This window comes from Micromonospora humidisoli (assembly GCF_016900955.1).
GTDB classification, from domain to species: domain Bacteria; phylum Actinomycetota; class Actinomycetes; order Mycobacteriales; family Micromonosporaceae; genus Micromonospora; species Micromonospora wenchangensis.
In genome coordinates this window covers 1-20,746 of record NZ_JAFEUO010000004.1, presented here as the reverse complement: position 1 = coordinate 20,746, position 20,746 = coordinate 1, and the positions used below count along the sequence as shown (strand labels likewise).

Below are 20,746 nucleotides of genomic sequence, written 5' to 3'. Positions count from 1 at the left end.
ACGACCGCGCCCGCCCGCGGACGCGGCCCTGCCGTACCGCCGTTTCTCACGACCGGACCGCCGCCCGCAGTTCGGCCTCCAACCGGGCGAACGTCGGGGCGAGCTGGCGCATCGTCGCCGCCGCGGCGGCGTAGTCCCCGGCCACCAGCGGGTACTCCATCGATCCGATCAACCGGGCCTGCTGATCCAGCACCTCCGCCACCCCGGTGTAGCCGTGCCGGGCCAGCACCACGGCCGCGTCGTTGCGGCGTCGTGCCCCCACGCACACCATGAAGTCGGCGAGGTGGAAGAAGAGGAAGGTGGTCAGTCCGCCGTCGAGCACCTTCGCCGCGCCCTCGGCCGCCGCCGCGGACGCCTCCGGGGCCACCATGTCGGCGGCGATCGGCAGCAGCCGGCGCACCGCCTCGGCGGTGTCCACCGCGCGGACCCGCTGGAAACCGGTCCGCAGGTTGAAGTCCGGCACCCGGTAGGACAGCGTCTCGGTACGCCAGGCGGCCAGCAGCTTCTCCAGCGGCAGCACGGTGTACGGGTGGGCGCGCGGGTCGTGGATCACCACGTTCCCCCCGTCGAAGCCGACGACCACCAGGTAGTGGTCGGCGCCGATGGGCTGACCCAGCCCGGGGTGGTGCGGCAACAGTCCCATCTCCACCGGGCCGGCCACCGCGCGGTGCTGGTCGTCCACCTTCTCCAGCGCGGCGGCCACCTCGTCCGGGGAGCCGCCGGTCTGCTCGCACGTCCAGCCGAGCAGGTCCAGCATCATGTTGATGCCCTTCTCGGGGTTCCAGCCGGCCGGGGCGAAGAACGGGCGGCCGTCATGGTGCAGGTACATGCCGAAGGCAGAGCCGGTCAGCACCTCGACCACGGTCTCACCGGGGCCCTCGTCGCCGAAGGCCATCTGGAGGGAGTCGGAGAAACAGCCATGCGTCTCTCCGGAGAACTGAACGGGCATCGGGGCCAACTCCTGTCTCAGCGATGGTCGCCCGACGCCGCGGGGGCGTCGTCGGGCGGTGGTCCGGGCCGGCCGGTGGGCAGGCCGGCGGTGGCGAGATAGCTGCGGGGCAGGTTCGGGAAGTCCGCCGGCACCCCGCCCTGCGGCCAGCGGCCGTAGTTGGCCCCGGCCGCGCCGGGCTCGGTGATCCGCTCGACCGCCCAGCCGGCCTGCCGGAGGAACTCCGCCGGGGTGTCCGTGCCGAACCGCCACGGGCTGCCGGCCCGCGCCAGTTTGTCGAGGAAGGGTCGCATGTAGCGCAGCCGGAAGATCCCCGTGCCGATGAGGTCCACCGCGATCCGGCTACCCGCCGCGGAGAGCCGGGCGGCCTGGCGTGCCGCGGCGGCGGCCCGCGCCGCAGGCAGGTAGAACAGCAGCCCCTCGGCGAACCACACGGTCCGCGCCGCCGGGTCGAAACCGGCGTCGAGCAGGGCCGGTTCCCACTCACCGGTCAGGTCGGTGGCGACCGTCCGGCACTCGCAACGGGGCACGGTGCCGACCCGGGCGAGCCGCCGCCGCTTGTACGTCAGCACGCTGGCCTGGTCCACCTCGAACAGCACGGTGCCCGCCGGCCAGTCCAGCCGGTACGCCCGGGTGTCCAGTCCGGCGCCGAGCCCGACCACCTGGCATCCCTCGGTCACGCTGTCGCGCAGGACGTCGTCGAACCAGCGGGTGCGGATGGGCAGCACCGGGTTGCCGTCGGCGGCGGCCCGTCCGGTGTGGAAGTGCCGCAGCAGCGCCTCGCCGTCCGCGCCGGCCAGCAGGGCGGCGTACGGGTCGTCGAAGAGCCGGTCCGGTCGTGCCGTCTCCCGTGCCCGCGCCGCCGCTGTCCACCGGGCGGTCCGGGCGACGCCGGACAGGTCGTCGTCCGTGGCAGCCACCTCAACCCTCATGCCCCTCAGTGTTTCCATCGACGCGGGTCGGGGACAGCTCACCGTGCGGGCGTACCCATGCGGCCAGCACCAGCGTCGCCCCAACCGGTGGGGTCGCGTCCGGACCTCCCGTCGGTCCGGCCGGTTAGCCTGGGTTGGTACGGCCGGCGACGACGGGGGTGGCGGTGTGGACGAACCAGCTCGCGGCGACGGGTGGGCCGCGCTCGCGGCGTGGGCCGGGGTGAAGCTGGTCCGTCCGTTGCCCGGCGGGCACCGCAACGAGGTGCTGCTGGCCGAGCGGGCGGGGGTGCCGCTGGTGGTCCGCCGGTCGGTGCGCCCCCGTGCCGCCCTGGAGTGGGAGCTGGACCTGTTGGACCATCTGCGCGGCTGCGGGGTGGCGGTGCCCGAGCCGGTGCCCGCCGACGACGGCCGCCGGCACGTGGACGGGGTGCTGGTCACCGGCTTCGTCCCCGGCCGGTATCCGGCCGACCCCACCGACTGGCGGCGGGTGGCCGACCAGCTCGCGGTGCTGCACGCGGCGACGACCGGCTGGCCGCAGCGCCCCGGCTTCGCCGCCAGCGGGGCGCTGCTCGCCGCGGACCGGGGCGGGGACGTGCGGCTGGACGCGATGCCCGCCCCGGTGGCCCGGATGGTGCGCGCCGCCTGGCTGCCGGTGCAGCACGGGCCGCGCTGCGTGGTGCACGGCGATGTCGGCCCCACCAACGTGCTCGTCGACGGATCCCGGGTCACGCTGCTGGACTGGGACGAGGCGCGGGTGGACGTGCCCTGGTTCGACTACGCCTTCCTGCCCGACGGGGTGCCCACGCCGTGGCCGGGTGGGCGGGCGTCGTTGCACGCCGCCGGCCTGGCCTGGGAGACGGCGACCTGCTGGCGGGCCGAGCCGGTGTACGCGCGCCGCCGGCTGGCCGAGCTGCGCCGCCACCGGCGGGACACCGGAGCCTGACGTCGGGTCGCCTGGGTCAGGGCACGCTGGGAGATGCGCCCCTGGTCCCCCGCGTCGAGCATGGACGGGGAGCCTGCCGCGACCCGCTCCGAGCGCCCCCGGCGGCCGACATCGTCGGCGGGGCTGGGCGATCGGCATGGTCGGGGTGGTCGGGCTCGTGTCGAGGCCGACCCGGTGACGACGGCCGGGGCGGGTCCGGGTTCGGCCGGCCCCGCCCCGGCGCATGAGGGCGGCAGGTGGAGCGGCGTGCCGTAGTCCGGCGCATGACGCACGTGCCGCCGGAGCGCGGGTGGACCAGGACCGACGCGGGAGGTGTGGTGGGCGATCACCGGATGGATCTTCCGGTCGAGGTGCCGTTGGACGAGAGCGCCGACACGATGGCCAGCAGCCCGGCCAATCTGCTGCGCGCCCGATGGCAGACCGTGCGGCTGCTGCGCCGGGGCGGGGCCGGCCTGGTCACCGCGCTGGTGGTGGCCAACCTGCTGCTGGGCCTACTGCCGGTGCTGTTCGTCGTGGCGACCAGCATCCTGCTCGGCCGGGTGCCGGCGGCGGTCGCCGGGGGCCTGAGCTCCCCGGCCTGGGACTCGCTGGTGAGCGCCTTCGTCGCGGCGGCGCTGGCGTTCGTCGCACCACAGGTGATCGCGCCCCTGCGGGCGTCGCTCGGGGACCTGGCGGGCCGCCGCATCGACCAGCAGGTGCACGACGAGTTGATGGCCGCGTCCCTGTCCCCGGTCGGTGTCGCGCCGCTGGAGGACGAGGAGAACCAGGACCGGCTGCGGGTGGCGGCGCTGAAGTTGCAGTTCGCCGTCCAGACCCCGGGCGACGCCTGCGCCGGCCTGCTCGCCCTGCTGGCCCGCTACACCCAGCTCCTGGCGTATGCCGTGCTGATCGGGGTGGCGTTCTCCTGGCTCGCGGCGGCCGGTCTGGTCCTGTCGGTGCTGCTGGTGCGGCACAGCACCCGGGGCGGCCTGAGCCGGTACGCCGAGGCGCGGCAGCGGTTGAGCCGGGCCGAGCGGCGGGTGCACTACCTGCGGGCGCTCGCGGTGGAACCCGCCGCCGGCAAGGAAATCCGGGTGTTCGGGCTCGCCGGCTGGCTGACCGCCACGTACCGCCGGGTGCACCTGATGTGGCTGCGACCGTTGTGGGCCTACCGTCGGCGGATCCTGCTCTGGCGGTACCTGGTCTTCGCCGGGCCGAGCCTGGTGATGGCCGTCGCGGTGTTCGCGGCGGTGGGCGTGGCCGCCCCGGCGACGTTGACGCTGACGGAGTTCGCCCTGGTGGTGCAGGCGACCCTGGGCGCGATCGCGCTGGGTGGCTACTACGCCGAGGCCGACATGCAGACCGCCGTCGGCATCTCCGCGTACGACGACGTACGCCGGTTCGTCAGCCGCCTGGCGGCGACCGCGCCCACGTCCGGGCCGGTGCCGCCGCGCCCGCTGCCGCCGCTGCGCGAGGAGCTGCACTTCGACCGGGTGAGCTTCCACTACCCCGGCCAGGACCGCACCGTCCTCGACGAGCTCGACCTGCGGATTCCGGTCGGCAAGTGCACGGCGATCGTCGGCGTCAACGGTGCCGGCAAGACCACCCTGGTCAAGCTCCTGGCCCGGCTCTACGAGCCGACCGGCGGCGTGGTCCGGGCCGACGGGGTGGACATCCGCGCGTTCCCCGTCGCCGAGTGGCGGGCCGCGATCGGCATCATCTTCCAGGACTTCCTGCGGTACGAGACCTCGGTCGCCGACAACATCGCCTTCGGCGCGGTCGACCACCGCGCCGACCGGGCCGGGTTGCGGACGGCCGTCGCGTCCGTGGGGCTGACCGAGCCCCTGGACCGGCTGCCCGCCGGCCTCGACACCCCGCTGGCCCGTCACCTCACCGGTGGCGCGGAACTCTCCGGTGGCCAGTGGCAGCGGGTGGCGCTGGCGCGGGCGCTGTTCGCGGTGCAGCACGGCGCGCCGATAGTGGTCCTGGACGAGCCCACCGCGAATCTCGACGTGCGCGCCGAGGCCCGCTTCTTCGACCAGTTCGCCGAGCTGACCAGGGGCGTCACCAGCCTGCTGATCTCCCACCGGTTCTCCACCGTCCGGCATGCCGACGTGATCGTCGTCCTGGAGCAGGGCCGGGTGGTCGAGCGGGGCAGCCACGAGGAGCTGATGGCGACCGGCGGCCGGTACGCGCGATTGTTCCGGATGCAGGCCGACCGGGTGCTGGGCCCGCAGGACAACCCGTCGGACGACGTCGACCCCCAGGAGGTGCTCAGGTGAGTGCGACGTTCGCCGGCTGCGGGAAGATGCTCGTCACGGCGTGGCGGGTGAACCGCGGCAGGACGGTCACCGCGATCTTCTTCGTCGTGGCGGGCGCGGCGGCGGCCCCGCTGCTCGCACTGTCGCTGGGCCTGATGACGGACGCGGTGGTCGCCGGGCACCGGGGTGTGGTGCTGCTGACCGGACTGTTCGTCGGGGTCCTCGCGTTCGCCACCGTCACCTTCGGCCATTTCGGTCACCTCGCCTACTTCGAGCTGGCCGAGCTGGCCGAACTCGACTTCGACGAGCAGCTCATCGGGCTCTCCAACGGCTCGGTCGGCATCGCCCACCACGAGCAGGCGGCGACCAGCGACACGGTGACCGTGCTGCAGCGCGAGATCCGGCAGTTCGGTCGGGGACTGGAGGCGCTGCTCAACGGTCTCGGTCTGCTGATCGCGGTGGGCATCACCGTGGTGCTGCTGGTACGGCTGCACCCGCTGTTGCTGTTGCTGCCGTTGGCGGCGGTGCCGTCGTTGTATCTCAGCCGGCGGGCCGAGCACCTGGTGGACGCCGCCAAGACGGACACCGCGGAGACCACCCGCACGGCGCTGCACCTGTTCGACCTGACCACCCGACTGCCCGCCGCGGCCGAGTTGCGGGTGTTCGGGCTCGCCGACGAGCTGCGCCGCCGGCACGCCGGGCTGTGGTCGGACGTGACGGCCCGACTCCTGCGGGCCGACCTGCGAGCGGCCGCGCTGCGTACCGCCGGTCAGGTGACGTTCGCCCTGGCCTACGTCGGCTCGGTGCTGCTGCTGGTCCGGGCGGCCGTCGACGGCCGGCGCGGGGTCGGCGACGTGATCCTGGTCGTGGTCCTCGCCGCGCAGATCAGCGCGCAGGTGACCGCCACCGTCACCCTGCTGCGCGACCTGCAACGGATGGCCGCGCTGTACGGGCGGATGGCGCAGTTGCGTGCCGTCGTCGTGGACGACGACCCCGGCGACCTGGACCCGCCGGACCGGCTGCGACACGGGATCACCCTGCGGGACGTGTCGTTCTGCTATCCCGGCACCGACACCCCGGCGCTGCGTGACGTCACCGTGACGCTGCCGGCCGGCAGCACGGTGGCCGTGGTGGGGGAGAACGGCGCCGGCAAGTCGACGCTGGTGAAGTTGCTCTGCGGGCTGTACCGCCCGAGCAGTGGCCGCATCCTGCTCGACCACCTCGACCTGCACCGGCTCCGGCCGGATAGCTGGCGCGCACGTATCTCCGTCGCCTTCCAGGACGCGGTGCGCTACGAGTTCCGGACCCGGCACGCCGTCGGGATGGGCGACCTGGACAGCGGCTTCGCCGACCAGCCGGTGCGTGACGCGCTGCGCCTGGCGCGGGCCGACGACGTGCTGCGCCAACTGCCCGACGGCCTGGAAACGGTGCTCGGCAAGGGTGGCAGCGGCGCGGAGCTGTCCGGTGGGCAGTGGCAGAAGGTGGCCCTCGCCCGCGGGCTGGTGCGCCCGGCGCCGATGCTGTTGGTGCTCGACGAGCCGACGACGGCCCTGGATCCGGAGGCAGAGCTGGCCATGTTCGAGCACTACGCGGAGCAGGCGGCCCGGGTGGGCCGGCAGACCGGGGCGATCACCGTGCTGGTCTCCCACCGGTTCTCCACCGTCCGCACGGCCGACCTCATCGTCGTGGTCCGCGACGGGAGGGTTGTCGAGGCCGGCGACCACGCGACGCTCAGCGCCGGTTCCGGCCCGTACGCCGAACTGGTCGCCGTCAACACCCGGGCGTACCGGTGACCGGGCACCGCGGCGGTTTCGGGTCAGCCGCTCAGGTCGCCGCGGTGGCCAGCTCGTTGAAGTCGAGGAACCGCTTGGGCGGCAGTTCGGCCAGGAGCCGCATCAGCGCCGTGCCGTACTTCTCGGCCATGTAGCGGTAGTTCTGCGTGGCGCTTTTCATCAACTCATCGAAGGGCTTCGCGTGCGGCACGTGCACGGCCTTGGCCTGTCGGTTGAGGACGAAGCGCGCGCCGGCGCGGTGCAGTCGGTAGCCGAGGTCGATGTCCTCGCCGCCCCAGGTGCGGAACTTCTCGTCGAAGCTGCCGACGGCGCGGAGCTGGCGGGTGTCGGCGGAGACGTTGGCGGTCCAGAAGATTTGCCAGGGGGCGGGGACGCGGGTGAGGTCCTCGCCGTAGCGGTCGTAGAAGAGTTCGCGGATGTCGCGGCACTCCCGTTTGGCCTGCATCCGTTCGATGCTGGCGTCGATGTCGTCGAGGTCGAGGCGTTCGGTGACCACCTCGATGTTCGTGTCGTCGCCGGAGAAGCCGTACAGGTACGGCAGCACGGCGGTCGGACCGGGTGTCGCCTCGTGGCTGGCGACGTGCTGGATCAGGTTGTCGGCGTGCAGCATGACGCCGTCGTCGGCGAAGACGCAGATGGGGGCGCGGGCGTCGGCGATGCCGATGTTGCGGGCGGCGGCGGCGCGGAATCCCTCGTCGGACTGGTAGTGGTAGCGCAGGTTCAGCCGGCTCTGGAAGCTTGCGGCGACGTCGGCGGTGTCGTCACAGGAGCCGTCGTCGACGACGACCACCTCGAACTCGTCGGCGGGCATCCGTTGCCGGGTCAGTGACTCCAGGCTGTGCCGCAGCAGGTCCGATCGGTTGTAGGTCGGTATGACGACGGTGCATCTCGGCACGTCGGACACGATGCCTCCCTGTGGGGTCGGGGCGCGGTTCGCGTCACGACGCGCGACGCGTGGGACGGGCCGCGGCGGGGGCCGGGTGCACGACGGGACCGGCCCCGCTGAAGGCATCGTGGCACCGGCTCGGCGACCCGGCATCTCGGTGCTTGCGCTTCCTGACGCGCGCTCCGACCGGATCTTCCACCGAATCCGAAGCAATTGAACCTAGACTATGATTGTCGATTTGACGACGGCCTGGTGAGGCATGTGCCGGCGATCTCGTACCACAGCAGCGGAGGTTCGGATGTTTCTGATTGAGCGGCGTGAGGTGGCGGATCAGGTGGTGCTCTGCGAACGCCATGAGCAGGTGCGCCAGGATGATCTGGCCGATCATCTGCGCGCGGCGATGGGCCGGTTGACGCAATTGGCCGAACAGCACGGTGGGGTGGCCGGCCCGACGTTCACGATCTACCGGGGTGAGGATTTCGACCCGGAGAACATCACGGTGGAGACCTGCGTGCCGATTCATCAGGAGCCGGCGGGGCCGGTGGCCGCGCTGGTGCGCCGGGAGCCGGCGCACCACGAGGTCTTCGTGCGGGTGACGAAGTCGCAGTCGGTGCCGCCGCAGGTGGGCGAGGCGTTCGCGGCGGTGGCCGCCCACCTGGAGCAGCACGGTCTGGTCGAAGCGGACGCGGCACGCGAGGTGTACTTCACCGACTTCACCACCGCCGGGCCGGACGACCCGGTGATGGACGTCGCGTTCGTTGTGAAGTAGGTGGCCGGACCGGTGGCGCCGGATCCGGTCCGGCGCCACCGGTCCGGCCCCGGAAACCGCCGCGCGGCTGACGACGTCGGCCGCGCGGCGCAGGAACCGTCGGCGCGTCTCGGCGCGCCGGACACGACCTCTCCCTCGTAGACGCACGGTGCGGCCCCCCGGTAGCGCGGCCCCCGCGGCGCGGCCGTCGTTGGTGCGGCCCCGTTGGTACGGACCGGTGGTGTGCCCCGTGCCGCGGTCCCCTGCGGCATCTCCCCGATCACGCGCGCCGGCACCGCAACATGAGAGGTGCGACCGGTGCGAGGCACGGCCAAGGATGGACCTGCCGGCACGCGCACTCCGCCCACGCCCCGGCCGACGGCGGTGTACCGCGACGTCCCAGGTGGTCCGCGCCGCGTCGTTCGGCGAACCCCCGTGCCGATGGCTGCCCCGTCCCGAAGGAGAGCTCTATGCCGATCGTCAACGATGTCCCGGCGGTGACCCGGTCCGCCGGTGACCTGGAGGAGCTGGATCGCCGGGTGCTCCTGCACCCGCATCAGAGCGGGGCCCGCCGGGAACGCTGCGTCATCGTGCGGGGATCCGGCTGCACGGTGTGGGACGCGTACGGCACGGAACTGCTCGACCTCATGGGTGGCGGCAACTGGGTGGCGCAGGTGGGGCACGGCCGCAGCGAGTTGGCCGACGCGGCGGCCCGGCAGCTCGGCAGGCTGGAGTACTTCACCGGCTTCGACATCTTCTCCAACGACCGGTCGCTGGAGCTGGCCGAGCGCCTCGTCCGGCGCTCGGCCGACGGACTGGACCGGGTGTTCTTCACCAACGGCGGCTCCGAGGGGGTGGAGAGCGCTATCAAGTTCGCCCGGCTCTTCCACCACCACCGGGGCGAGCCCGACCGCACCTGGATCCTCTCCCGACACGCCGCCTACCACGGCAGCACGTACGGCAGCGGCACCACGACCGGCATCCCGGGCATGCACGCCGGCATCGGACCGGGGCTGCCGCACGTGGAGAAGGTCTCGCCGCCGTACCCCTACCGGGCCGCCGAGCTGTACGGCGGGGCGGAGATCACCGACTTCCTGCTGCGGGAACTCGCCGAGACGATCGACCGGATCGGCGCGGGCAACATCGCGGCGATGATCGGTGAGCCGGTGATGGGCGGAGCCGGCATCCTCATCCCGCCGGACGACTACTGGCCCCGGGTACGCGAACTGCTGACCCGGCACGGCATCCTGCTGATCGCCGACGAGGTGGTGACCGCGTTCGGCCGTACCGGCGCGTGGTTCGACTCGGCGGCGCGGGGGATGGGGGCTGACCTGGTGGTCGTGGCGAAGGGACTCACCAGCGGGTACGCGCCGCTGGGCGCGGTGCTGCTGCGGGACGAGATCGGCGAGACGATCGCCGGCGGCAGCAGCTACCTCTTCCACGGGCACACCTACTCGGGTCATCCCACCGCGTGCGCGATCGCGCTGGCCAACCTGGACCTGCTGGAACAGGAGGAACTGGTGGCCCGCGCCGGCACCGTCGGCCAGTGGTTCCGGGCCGCCCTGGCCCCGCTGTCCGGGCTGCCCCGGGTCGGTGAGGTGCGGGTGGCGGGCGCCACCGTCGGCGTGGAACTGGTCACCGACCGGGGCACCCGGGCGCCGCTGCTGGCCGGGGCGGTCGCCACCGAGCTCCGCGAGGCGCACCGGATGGTGGCCCGGGACTACGGCAACACCCTGGTGATGGCCCCGCCCCTGGTCATCGCCGAGGAGCAGGTGGGCCGGGCCGCCGAGGCGCTGTACGAGGTGGTCTCCCGGCTCGACGCGGACGGTGGGCTGGCCGGGCGGCCCCGGTGAACCCGCCGACGGACGAGTCGATGCGGCCGTTCCGCGTCGAGATTCCCCAGCGGAGCCTCGACGACCTGCACCGCCGGATCGCGGCCACCCGCTGGCCGGCGGAGCCGTACGGGGGCGGGTGGGCGCGCGGCGTGCCGGGGGCGTACCTGCGGGAACTGGCCGACTACTGGCGTACCGGCTTCGACTGGCGGGCGGCCGAGGCCCGGCTCAACCGGTACCCGCAGTTCACCACAACCATCGACGGGGCGACCCTGCACTTCCTGCACGTACGCTCGCCGGAGCCGGACGCGCTGCCGCTGGTGCTGACGCACGGCTGGCCCGGCTCGGTGGCGGAGTTCCTTCAGGTGATCGGCCCGCTGACCGATCCCTGCGCGCACGGCGGCGACCCGGCCGACGCCTTCCACCTGGTCATTCCGTCACTGCCCGGGTACGGGTTCTCCACCCCGCTGCCCGGGACCGGCTGGGACATCACGCGCATCGCGCGGGCCTGGGCCGAGCTGATGCGCCGCCTCGGCTACGACCGGTACGTCGCGCAGGGCGGCGACTTCGGCTCCGCAGTCTCCCTCGACCTCGGTGAGGTCGACCCGGAGCACGTGCTGGGGGTGCACGTCAACATGCTGCTCACCGGCCCGTCCGAGCCGGGTGAGGTGGCCGAGTTGGACGAGGCGGACCAGGCCCGGATGGCGCTGGTGCCGCGGTTCAACGCCGACCTCGTCGGCTACATGGCGGTCCAGGCCACCCGGCCGCAGACCCTGGCGTACGCGTTGACCGACTCGCCGGTCGGGCAACTGGCCTGGATCGTCGAGAAGTACCGGGAGTGGACCGACTCGACCGACGTGCCCGAGGATGCGGTCGACCGTGACCAGATGCTGACCACGGTGACCATCTACTGGTTCACCGCGACGGCGGGCTCCTCCGCCCAGCTCTACCGGGAGGTGGTCGAGCTGCTGCCCTGCACGGTGGTCGGTGCCCGGCCGTACCCGAACCCGGTGCCGTTGGCGGTCGCGGCGTTCGGGCGTGACATGTTCCTGCCGGTACGCCGCTTCGCCGACCGGGACTTCCCGAACATCCAGCAGTGGACCGAGTACGACCGCGGCGGTCACTTCGCCGCGATGGAACAGCCGGACCTGCTGGTGGCCGACATCCGCCGGTTCTGTCGGGGCAGCCGGGTCCGGCCGGCGACCGTTCGGACCCCGGACGCCGCCGGCCTGCGCTGAGGGTCACCCACCCGCCGGCCACCGGCACGTCCCGCCAGAAAGGAAACGAGATGGACGGCGACGAGCGCCTGCCTTCACCGGGGCCCGACGGCCCCGATCGGGCGACCTACGACTACGTCATCGTCGGCGCCGGTACGGCGGGTTGCGTCCTCGCGGCGCGGCTCACCGAGGATCCTGACGTCACGGTCTGCCTGGTCGAGGCCGGCCCCACCGACGACGTGGAGAACATCCGGGTCCCGGCCTTGGGCGGCAAGTTGTGCCGCACCCGGTACGACTGGGACTACGACAGCCACGACGAGCCGCAGCTCAACGGCCGGCGGCTCTACCTGCCGCGGGGCCGGGTGCTCGGTGGCACCAGCGCGATGAACGGCATGGTGCACATCCGGGGCCACCGGACCGACTTCGACGACTGGAACCAGCCGGGCTGGACCGGTCCGGAGCTGCTGCCGTACTTCCTGCGGTGCGAGGACAACGAGCGCGGCGCGTCGCCGTACCACGGGGCCGGCGGTCCGCTGCCGGTGTCGGAGAACCGGTCGCGTAACCCGATGTCGACCGCGTTCGTCCAGGCCGCGATCGAGGCGGGCTTCGCCGCCAACGACGACTTCAACGGCGCCGAGCAGGACGGCTTCGGCTACTACCAGGTCAACCAGCGTGACGGCCGGCGGTGCAGCTCCGCGGCGGCGTACCTGCATCCGGTACGCGGGCGGGCGAATCTGACCGTGCGGACCCACCTGCAGGTCCACCGGGTCCTGGTGGAGCGCAGGGTGGCCACCGGGGTGCTCTGCCGGCAACTGGACCGACGGGTCGAGCTGCGCGCCGCACGGGAGGTGATCGTCGCGGCCGGGGCGTACAACTCCCCGCAGTTGCTGATGCTCTCCGGTATCGGACCGGCCGACCAGCTCACCGGCCTCGGTATCCCGGTGCTGGTCGACCAGCCCGAGGTCGGGCGCAACCTGCAGGACCACCCGTCGACCTACCTGGTGTTCACCCACGACCAGCCGGTGAGCCTGCTCAGCGCCAACGAGGAACGGTACGTGCGGCAGTTCGAGCAGGAGGGCACCGGGCCGCTCAGCTCGAACGTCCCCGAGGTGGGCGGCTTCGTCCGGACCCGGGACGGGTTGGCCGCGCCGGACGTGCAGTTCCACGCGCTGCCGGTGACGTTCGTCGACTGCGCGCTCGGCGTGCCACCCGGGCACGGCATCTCCTTCGGGCCGTGCGTGCTGCGGCCGGCCAGCCGGGGTGAGGTCAGCCTGGCCTCCGACGACCCCACCGCCAAGCCCAGGATCCGGCACCGCTACTACGACGACCCCGACGACGTCCGGGTGATGCTGGCCGGGCTGCGGATCGCGCTGGCCATCGCCAGGCAGGCCGCCCTGCGCCCGTACACCCAGGGGCGGTTCACCCACCCGGCGTCGGACTCCGACGCCGACCTGCGCGCCTTCGTCCGGGCGACCACGCAGTCGATCTTCCATCCGGCGGGCACCTGCGCGATCGGTACGGTGCTCGACCCGGAGTTGCGGGTGCGGGGGGTCGACGGCCTGCGGGTGGTGGACGCCTCGGTGCTGCCGCTCATCCCCCGGGGCAACACGAACGCGCCGACCGTCGCCGTCGCGGAGCGGGCGGCCGACCTGATCCGGGGCCGCAGCGTCGGGTCGGAACCGGCCACGGCGGCCGGGGTCCGGTAGGTCGGCGTCCGCACCCCCGGCGGGGAGCGACCCCGGGCCCGCGCGGGGTGCGCGGCTCCGGCCCCGCCCGGCGTAGTGGGCCGTCCGGGTGGAGTGGGCCGTCCGGGTGGAGTGGGCCGTCCGTGGCCGGGTCGGCTCTGTCCGGTGGCCGGGTCGGCTCCCGTCCCGTCCCCGGAGGTCGGCGGCACGGCCACCGCCGCGATGTCGAGCTGCGGCGCGGAACGCACGACAGGAGGTGCGGTGCCCGGAGCCGCTGCCGACCATAGGAGACACACGCCGGGCCCGCCGATCGAGCGGTTTCTCGCCCGCGACGTCGTTGGTGCCCTGTCCGATCGGACAGGCGTTCCCGTTGCACAGTGGAGGTAACCCCGGATGCGTGAACACCTTGGCGCGCGAGCCGTCGTGCTCGGCGGTGGAATGGCCGGGCTGCTCGCGGCTCGGGTACTGGCCGATCGGTACGGCGAGGTCGTGCTGGTCGAACGAGACGCGATCGTCGACGTCACCGAGGCCCGGCGGGGGGTGCCGCAGGCCCATCACGCCCACGCGTTGCTGGCCCGGGGACACGAGGTGATCGAAGGGCTCCTACCCGGTCTGCAGGCCGAGCTGACCGCGCACGGGGTGCAGACCTGCGACCTGTCCGGGAACCTGCGGTGGTACTTCAACGGGCGACCGTTGCAGCAGGCCTACTCCGGCCTGCTCAGCGTCAACGCGAACCGGCCGACGCTGGAGGCGCACGTGCGGGCCCGGGTCCTGGGCCTGCCCAACGTGCGGCTGCGCGAACGCACCAGCGTGCAGGGCCTGACCGCCACCCCGGACCGCAGCCGGGTCACCGGCGTGCAGCTCAGCGGTGAGCCGGGGCAGCCGCAACCGGATCCGCTCACCGCCGACCTGGTCGTCGACGCGACCGGGCGCGGGAGCCGTACCCCGCTCTGGTTGGCGGAGTTGGGATACCAGCGGCCGGAGGAGGAGAAGGTCAAGATCGACCTGGCGTACGTGTCGCGTTACTTCCGGCTCGATAGCGACCCGTTCGGCACCGACCTGGCGATCAACTCGGTCGCCTCGCCGGCCAACCCCCGGGGGGCGTTCTTCGGCAGGTTCCCGGACAACGTCGCCCTGCTCTCGCTGACCGGGATGCTCGGCGACCACCCCCCACGGGACCCGGAGGGTTTCCTCGCGTACGCCCGGAGCCTCGACGCGCCGGAGATCTACCAGGCGGTGCGTACCGCCGAACCGTTGGGCGAGATCGCCGGTTTCAAGATCCCTGCCAGCGTCCGTCGCCGCTACGACAAGCTGGCCCGGTTCCCGCAGGGGCTCCTGGTCATCGGCGACGGCGTCTGCGCGTTCAACCCGGTCTACGGCCAGGGCATGACGGTGGCCGCGATGGAGGCCGCCGCCCTCGGCGAGCACCTGGACGCCGGCCAGGTACGACCGATCGAGTACTTCAAGGCGATCCGTCCCGTCATCGACGGCCCCTGGGAGACGTCGGTCGGCGCCGACCTGGCCTTTCCCGGCGTCGAGGGGCCGCGCACGGTCAAGGACAAGCTCGGGGGCGCGTTCATGGGACGCCTGCACACCGCGGCTCAGCGCGACGGACGGTTCACCAGCGCGTTCTTCCGGGTCGCCGGCCTGGTCGACCCGCCGACGGCACTCATGAAGCCCGGTCTCGTTCTCGGCGCGCTGCGTACCGCCCGCAAGGCCGACGCCGACGCGGTGCCCGCGACCGGTGACGGTCCGCTGGTCGGCCAGCGTGCGGTGGTGCTCGGCGGCAGCATGGCGGGCACCCTCGCGGCCCGGGTCCTCGCCGACCACTACCGCGAGGTCGTCGTGGTGGAGCGCGACGAGGTGCTCGGCGTCGCCGTGCCACGGCGCGGTGCCCCGCACACCGGGCACGCCCACGGCCTGCACGGTCGCGGCTACCTGATCCTGGCCGAACTCTTCCCCGGGCTGCGGGGTGACCTCCAGGCCCGGGGGTTCCCGGTGGGTGACATGGGGGAGATGCGCTGGTTCTTCGACGGCCGTCGACTCCAACCGGCCCGTACCGGCCTGCTCTCGATCACCCCGCCCCGCCCGGTGCTGGAGGACTACCTGCGGACCCGGGTCGAGGCACTGCCCAACGTCACCTACCGGCAGCTCACCGAGCTGACCGGGCTGCGCGCCGCTCCCGACAACAGCCGGGTCACCGGGGTCTCGCTGCGGGACGTGACATCGGGTCAGGAGAGCATCCTCGACGCGGACCTCGTGGTGGACGCCACTGGGCGCGGCTCCCGTACTCCGGTCTGGCTGCAACAGTTGGGCTACGACCGGCCGGTCGAGGAGAAGATGAAGATCGGCCTGACGTACACCACCCGGATGTACCGCAGCCGGCCGGAGATGTTCGACGGTGCGCAGTCGATCAACCCGGTGGCCTCTCCCGCGCACCCCCGGGGCGCGTTCTTCGGGCAGGTCGGCCCCGACGAGTGCATCGTGTCGCTGACCGGCATCCTGGGTGACCAGCCGCCGACCGACCCGGACGGCTTCGTCGACTTCGTCCGCTCGCTGCCGGTGCCGGACGTCTACGACGGCATCCGCGACGCCGAGCCGCTCACCGACCCGGTGAGCTTCACCTTCCCCGCCAGCGTGCGTCGCCACTACGAACGGTTGACCCGGTTCCCGGAACGGCTGCTCGTGCTCGGGGACGCGGTGTGCAGCTTCAACCCGGTCTACGGCCAGGGCATGTCGGTCGCGGCGATCGAGGTGATGGCGCTGCGGCGGCTGCTGCTGCGCGGTACCCCGCCGGACGCCCGGGTCTTCCTGCGTGACATCGCGCGGGTCGTCGACACGCCCTGGCAGATCTCCACCAGCGGTGACCTCGACTTCCCCGAGGTGCCCGGTGACCGGCCGGCGAAGGTCCGGCTGGGCAACGCCTACCTCAACCGGGTGCAGTACGCGGCCACCAAGGACGCGGCGGTGACCACGGCGTTCATGCGGGTGGCCGGTCTCATCGAACCGCCGACCGCGCTGATGCGCCCGAGCATGGTGCGCCGGGTGCTGCGACTCTCCCGCGACCGGCGCGCGGCCCGCCCGCCGGCCCAGCCCGCCACCCCGACCGACCCGCCCGCCACCCCGGCGACCCCCGCCCCGACCTCGGCGGCCACCACTGCGGGAAACCTGACGCCGGCGACGCCGGCCGCCGGCCGCCGGCCGCGGCGCAGGGCCCCCGGCCGCGACGGCGTCTGAGTCCACGTCGGCGGCCCGGCATCGTGGGCGGGCCGCCGGCGTCGGGACGTGCCACGACGCGCCGCTGAGCGCGGAGCCGCTGATCGGTCCCGCCCCGACCGCCGCCACCTCGGGCGGGGTGCGCCGCGCTGCCCGCCGCCGGTCGGGCGGCCCCGGACCGGGTGCCCGCGCGACGGCGTCGACTCCGACCTGCCAACCCCAGAAAGGGCCAGCCCATGCGACCGTACCGAATCGACATCCCCCAGGCCGACCTCGACGACCTGCAGCACCGGCTGGCCGAGACCCGCTGGCCGGCCCCGCTCGCCGACGACGGGTGGGACCGCGGCGTACCGGTGGGGTACCTGCGCGAGCTGGCCGAGTACTGGCGTACGACGTACGACTGGCGGGCCGCCGAGGCCCACCTCAACCGGTACCCGCAGTTCGTCACCGAGATCGACGGCGCGACCGTGCACTTCCTGCACGTGCGTTCGCCCGAGCCGGACGCCCGTCCCATGATCATTTCCCACGGCTGGCCCGGTTCGGTCGTCGAGTTCCTGGACGTCATCGGCCCGCTGACCGATCCCCGCTCGCACGGTGGCGATCCGGCCGATGCCTTCCACCTGGTCATTCCCAGCCTGCCCGGCTTCGGTTTCTCCGGGCCCGCAGCCCCCGGCTGGCGGCCCGCCCGGATCGCCCGGGCCTGGGCGGAGCTGATGCGCCAGCTGGGCTACGACCGCTACCTGGCCCAGGGCGGCGACGCCGGTGCCGTCATCTCGATGGAGCTGGGCCGGGTCGACCCGGAACACGTCGCCGGCGTGCACGTCAACATGCTCATGACGTTCCCCTCCGGCGACCCGGCCGAGCTGGTCGACCTCACCGCCTCCGACCAGGAGCGGCTGGGCCGGATGGCGCGCTTCGACGCCGAGCTCTCCGGCTACATGAAGTTGCAGGCGACCAGGCCACAGACGCTCGCGTACGGGCTCACCGACTCCCCGGTCGGGCAGCTCGCCTGGATCGTGGAGAAGTTCAAGGAATGGACCGACGCCGCCAAGGTACCCGAGGACGCCGTGGCGCGGGACCGGCTGCTGACCCTGGTCTCAATCTACTGGCTGACCGCCACGGCCGGCACCTCGGCCGCGCTGTACTACGAGGACGCCGCCGGGCTGCGTGACATGACCGCCGGCGTCGCACCGGCCCCGGTGACGGTGCCGATAGGGGTGGCGGTCTTCCCGCAGGACATCTTCCTGCCGCTGCGCCGCCTGGCCGACCGGGACCTGCCGACCATCGTGCACTGGAAGGAGTTCGACCGGGGCGGGCACTTCGCGGCACTGGAGGAGCCGGACCTCTACACCGCCGCCGTACGGGCGTTCGCCCGCGTCGTCGGCTGACCGCGCCGACCCGTCGGTCCCGCGCCGGCGCCGCAATCCCGAAGGTGCGCCGCCGTGGGGGCGGCTGCGATCGTCGGTGGAGCGCGGTGACCGCCCGCCCCCTGGTGCCCCGTCCGATCACCCCGACCACCGCCGGCGTCGCCGGCGTCCGTGCCCATCGGCTCCGACCCGGGCCGCGGCTGCGGTCCCGGCCGATCCCCCGGAGGAGACCATCGTGTTGCAGACCGCCGTTCCCACCCGGGAACAACTCGTCCAGCGGGCAGCCGATCTGTTGCCGGTGCTGCGCCGCAACGCGGAGTGGGCCGAGCAGCACCGGCGGCTGCCCGACGAGACGATCGAGGCGCTGGCCGCGGCCGGCTTCTTCAAGCTCCGGACGCCGCTGCGCTACGGCGGATACGAGGCCGACACCCGGACCCTGGTGGAGGTGGCCGCCGAGCTGGGGCGCGGCGACGGCGCCAGTTCCTGGACCACCTCGGTGTTCTGGATTCCCACCTGGATGGCCTGCCAGTTCCCCGACGAGGTGCAGGACGAGGTCTTCGCCACCCCCGACGTGCGGATCTGCGGCACGCTGAGCCCGACCGCGATGGCCACCCCCACCGCCGGTGGGATCGTCGTCAACGGCAAGTGGGGTTTCATCAGCGGCGCCCTGCACAGCCACTGGCAGGAGATCATCGCCGTGCTGGTCGACGGCGACAACGAACCGATGCCGATCATGGCCCTGGTGCCGATGGCGGACCTGCACGTGGTCGATGACTGGCACACCTCCGGCCTGCGGGGCACCGGCAGCGTCAGCACCGTCGCGGAGGAGCTCTTCGTCCCCGCCGCGCGGGTGCTGCCCCTCGGTGCCGTCCTGCAGGGCCAGTCCGCGTCCCACCACAACGCCGACTCGGCCATCTACCGGCCGCCGCTGCTGCCGGTGGCGTCGGCCTCGTCGGTGGGCACCGTACTCGGCCTGGCCCGAGCAGCCCAAGAGACCTTCCTGGAGCGGTTGCCGGACCGGAAGATCACCTACACCGACTACGCCAGCCAGGGCGAGGCCCCGTTGACCCACCTGCAACTGGCCGATGCCACCATGCGCGCCGACGAGGCGGAGTTCCACGCCCTGCGGCTGGCCGACCTGGTCGACGCCAAGGCGGTCGACGGCAGCGACTGGAGCCTGCTGGAGCGGACCCGGGCCCGAGCCGACCTCGGCGCGGCCGGCCGCCGGGCCCGGGAATCGGTGGAGATCCTCGCCGCCGCCTCCGGTGGATCCTCCATCTACAGCTCGGTGCCGATGCGGCGAATCCTGCACGACGTGCAGGCGGTCGGCCTGCACGCGCTGATGAACCCGGACACCAACGCCGAGCTGCACGGGCGGGTGCTGGCCGGGCTCGCCCCCAACACGCTCTACCTCTGACCCACCCGGACCGTCGGGCCGCCCGCCCGGGTGGCCCGCCCGCCATCGCAGAAGGAGCACCCGAATGACTCCGCCCCGCACGTCGGCCGCTGTCGCGCCCACCGCCGAGGAGCAGGCGGCCGTCGCCGCCGTCCCCCTCCAGATCGTCGCTGCCTGGCAGCGGCACGACGCCGACGCCTTCGCCGACGTGTTCACCCCGGACGGCACCATGATCCTGCCCGGCCTCTACCGCAGCGGGCGCGACGAGATCCGGGATTTCATGGCCACCGCGTTCGCCGGGCCCTACCAGGGCACTCAGGTCACCGGTGAACCCTTCCACCTGACCTTCCTCGGTGCGGACACCGCCCTGCTGCTGACCAAGGGCGGTGTGCTGGCGCCCGGTGCGGAGACCGTCGCCGAGGATCAGCAGATCCGGGCCTCCTGGCTGCTCACCAAGCGGGACGGTCGTTGGCTGCTCGCGGCGTACCAGAACACCCCCGCGCACTGACGCAGTCGGTGGCCGGACGCCCGCGCCCGGCCACCGACTGCCAGAACATCCAGTTCATGCAGACCATTCATTGGCGGGGGCCGCCGTGGACAACACGGTCTGTCATGAGGTTCGAGACGCCGACATCTCACGCGTCTTCCATTCGACAACCAGCTACCTGGACCGGACTCCCTGCTCGACCAGGCTGCGGCTCGTCTCGTCCCGCTCGAACGAATGAAGCAGGTCACGCCCCGGCCCATCCGGCTACCGAAACCCCATCGATGAACCCCGCCCAATGCCGAGGTGAGACCGGGTTCGATGCAAGGGCACAGACGGCTATGCCGAGGGTTCAAAATCTACGAATATCGCTGCTTCGGAAACCGCCCCACCTGGGGCTATGGTATCGATTCCCCCTCGGACACAAGTACGTTTCATCTGTGCACCGTATGACGTAGCGGTGGTCAAGTATGCTTGACCACCGCCTAAGCTCCCACGACACCGCCGCTGGCGCTGCCCCTCGTGGTAGGCCCTTTGGGGCGAGAGCTGCGACAGCACACGCCAGCTCGGCTGTCATCCCCGCTGTGGCCTTGCCTGGTCAGCAGATCAGCGCACGTGGTGCTCCTGGTTCTCCTGCCGCAGCGATGAGGCGATCTCCGCTGCCGCTTCCAGCCCTCGCCGCCACTCGCAGTCGCCTGGCTGTCTAAAGGGTGTCTCGTAATTCGGTGATGGCGTTGCCGGCCAACGGTGTCGGTGTCATCCGAGCAGGATGATGTTGTGGAGGTGGGCGATGCCGGAAGCGGTGTCGGTCAATGTGCTGGCGGCGCGTCGGTAGTCCCGGAGGATCTTGAAGGTCTTCATGCGGGCCAGGGCGTGTTCGACCTGCGCGCGGACGGTGCGGTGGTGCTTGTTCAGGTTCTTCTTCCAGTCGGGTAGTTCGCTGCCGTCGGTGGGTTTGCGGTACGGGATGATCACGTCGGGGTTGCCGCGGGAGGCGCCGTCGGCCATGACCGGCCGTCCGGCCAGCTTCTGGTCGATGCCGGAAGTGCGATAGACGA

General features: G+C 72.6%; 14 protein-coding genes and 2 pseudogenes. 12 read left to right on the top strand and 4 right to left on the bottom strand.

The features are described from left to right. Positions 1 to 46 precede the first annotated feature (46 nt). Both JQN84_RS14960 and JQN84_RS14955 read right to left on the bottom strand, forming a co-directional pair. Positions 47 to 949: a YobF C-terminal domain-containing protein gene (locus JQN84_RS14960; RefSeq protein ID WP_204959007.1), complete on the bottom strand. Its 903-nt coding sequence runs from the start codon at positions 947 to 949 to the stop codon at positions 47 to 49. Between the two features lie 17 nt (positions 950 to 966). Continuing rightward, the gene (locus JQN84_RS14955) at positions 967 to 1,881 is read right to left on the bottom strand and encodes a class I SAM-dependent methyltransferase (RefSeq protein ID WP_204959006.1); all 915 of its coding nucleotides are present in this window, start codon (positions 1,879 to 1,881) and stop codon (positions 967 to 969) included. A gap of 166 nt (positions 1,882 to 2,047) precedes the next feature. Between JQN84_RS14955 and JQN84_RS14950 the strand changes: the two genes are divergently transcribed. The 3 genes from JQN84_RS14950 (at position 2,048) to JQN84_RS14940 (ending at position 6,857) form a co-directional block, all read left to right on the top strand. Further along, a complete protein-coding gene (locus JQN84_RS14950) occupies positions 2,048 to 2,824 on the top strand; it encodes a phosphotransferase (protein WP_204959005.1) in 777 nt (258 codons plus the stop codon). 332 nt (positions 2,825 to 3,156) lie between these two features. Beyond that, positions 3,157 to 5,085, top strand: a complete 1,929-nt coding sequence (locus tag JQN84_RS14945) for an ABC transporter ATP-binding protein (RefSeq protein WP_239485500.1) — start codon at positions 3,157 to 3,159, stop codon at positions 5,083 to 5,085. Further along, on the top strand, positions 5,082 to 6,857 hold the full coding sequence (locus tag JQN84_RS14940) for an ABC transporter ATP-binding protein (RefSeq protein WP_281896040.1): 1,776 nt from the start codon (positions 5,082 to 5,084) through the stop codon (positions 6,855 to 6,857). The genes JQN84_RS14945 and JQN84_RS14940 overlap by 4 nt, the downstream gene beginning before the upstream one ends. A gap of 31 nt (positions 6,858 to 6,888) precedes the next feature. On the opposite strand, the gene JQN84_RS14935 is transcribed toward JQN84_RS14940, so the two are convergent. Beyond that, positions 6,889 to 7,761, bottom strand: a complete 873-nt coding sequence (locus JQN84_RS14935) for a glycosyltransferase (protein WP_204959004.1) — start codon at positions 7,759 to 7,761, stop codon at positions 6,889 to 6,891. Between the two features lie 280 nt (positions 7,762 to 8,041). On the opposite strand from JQN84_RS14935, the gene JQN84_RS14930 reads away from it, so the two are divergent. The 9 genes and pseudogenes from JQN84_RS14930 (at position 8,042) to JQN84_RS14890 (ending at position 19,712) form a co-directional block, all read left to right on the top strand. Next, entirely contained in the window at positions 8,042 to 8,512 is a 471-nt protein-coding gene (locus JQN84_RS14930; protein WP_204959003.1) for a GyrI-like domain-containing protein, read from the top strand. Positions 8,513 to 8,961: 449 nt separating this feature from the next. Then, positions 8,962 to 10,344 carry an aminotransferase family protein gene (locus JQN84_RS14925; protein ID WP_204959002.1) on the top strand — a complete coding sequence of 461 codons (1,383 nt, stop codon included), beginning with the start codon at positions 8,962 to 8,964 and terminating at the stop codon, positions 10,342 to 10,344. A 20-nt stretch (positions 10,345 to 10,364) separates the two neighbouring features. Next, positions 10,365 to 11,561, top strand: a complete 1,197-nt coding sequence (locus JQN84_RS14920; protein WP_204959598.1) for an epoxide hydrolase family protein — start codon at positions 10,365 to 10,367, stop codon at positions 11,559 to 11,561. A gap of 50 nt (positions 11,562 to 11,611) precedes the next feature. Beyond that, positions 11,612 to 13,246 (top strand): GMC family oxidoreductase, encoded by a 1,635-nt coding sequence (locus JQN84_RS14915; protein ID WP_204959001.1) that lies wholly within the window; start codon positions 11,612 to 11,614, stop codon positions 13,244 to 13,246. A 372-nt stretch (positions 13,247 to 13,618) separates the two neighbouring features. Further along, positions 13,619 to 14,596, top strand: a pseudogene (locus JQN84_RS32570) (FAD-dependent oxidoreductase); the annotation flags it as partial. Between the two features lie 384 nt (positions 14,597 to 14,980). After that, positions 14,981 to 16,279, top strand: a pseudogene (locus JQN84_RS14905) (FAD-dependent oxidoreductase); the annotation flags it as partial. Between the two features lie 398 nt (positions 16,280 to 16,677). Then, positions 16,678 to 17,829 carry an epoxide hydrolase family protein gene (locus JQN84_RS14900; RefSeq protein ID WP_204959000.1) on the top strand — a complete coding sequence of 384 codons (1,152 nt, stop codon included), beginning with the start codon at positions 16,678 to 16,680 and terminating at the stop codon, positions 17,827 to 17,829. A 217-nt stretch (positions 17,830 to 18,046) separates the two neighbouring features. Beyond that, on the top strand, positions 18,047 to 19,225 hold the full coding sequence (locus JQN84_RS14895; RefSeq protein WP_204959597.1) for an acyl-CoA dehydrogenase family protein: 1,179 nt from the start codon (positions 18,047 to 18,049) through the stop codon (positions 19,223 to 19,225). A gap of 64 nt (positions 19,226 to 19,289) precedes the next feature. Continuing rightward, positions 19,290 to 19,712 (top strand): SgcJ/EcaC family oxidoreductase, encoded by a 423-nt coding sequence (locus tag JQN84_RS14890; protein ID WP_204958999.1) that lies wholly within the window; start codon positions 19,290 to 19,292, stop codon positions 19,710 to 19,712. 732 nt (positions 19,713 to 20,444) lie between these two features. Here JQN84_RS14890 and JQN84_RS14885 read toward each other — a convergent pair. Continuing rightward, the coding region (locus tag JQN84_RS14885; RefSeq protein WP_239485498.1) for a transposase family protein at positions 20,445 to 20,746 on the bottom strand (302 nt) is incomplete at its 5' end.

What these genes read in the sequence shown, in the direction of transcription:
- JQN84_RS14960 (WP_204959007.1), bottom strand. Translation starts at nt 949, where the DNA reads ATGCCCGTTCAGTTCTCCGGAGAGACGCATGGCTGTTTCTCCGACTCC.
- JQN84_RS14955 (WP_204959006.1), bottom strand. Translation starts at nt 1,881, where the DNA reads ATGAGGGTTGAGGTGGCTGCCACGGACGACGACCTGTCCGGCGTCGCC.
- JQN84_RS14945 (WP_239485500.1), top strand. Translation starts at nt 3,157, where the DNA reads ATGGATCTTCCGGTCGAGGTGCCGTTGGACGAGAGCGCCGACACGATG.
- JQN84_RS14930 (WP_204959003.1), top strand. Translation starts at nt 8,042, where the DNA reads ATGTTTCTGATTGAGCGGCGTGAGGTGGCGGATCAGGTGGTGCTCTGC.
- JQN84_RS14925 (WP_204959002.1), top strand. Translation starts at nt 8,962, where the DNA reads ATGCCGATCGTCAACGATGTCCCGGCGGTGACCCGGTCCGCCGGTGAC.
- JQN84_RS14920 (WP_204959598.1), top strand. Translation starts at nt 10,365, where the DNA reads ATGCGGCCGTTCCGCGTCGAGATTCCCCAGCGGAGCCTCGACGACCTG.
- JQN84_RS14915 (WP_204959001.1), top strand. Translation starts at nt 11,612, where the DNA reads ATGGACGGCGACGAGCGCCTGCCTTCACCGGGGCCCGACGGCCCCGAT.
- JQN84_RS14900 (WP_204959000.1), top strand. Translation starts at nt 16,678, where the DNA reads ATGCGACCGTACCGAATCGACATCCCCCAGGCCGACCTCGACGACCTG.
- JQN84_RS14890 (WP_204958999.1), top strand. Translation starts at nt 19,290, where the DNA reads ATGACTCCGCCCCGCACGTCGGCCGCTGTCGCGCCCACCGCCGAGGAG.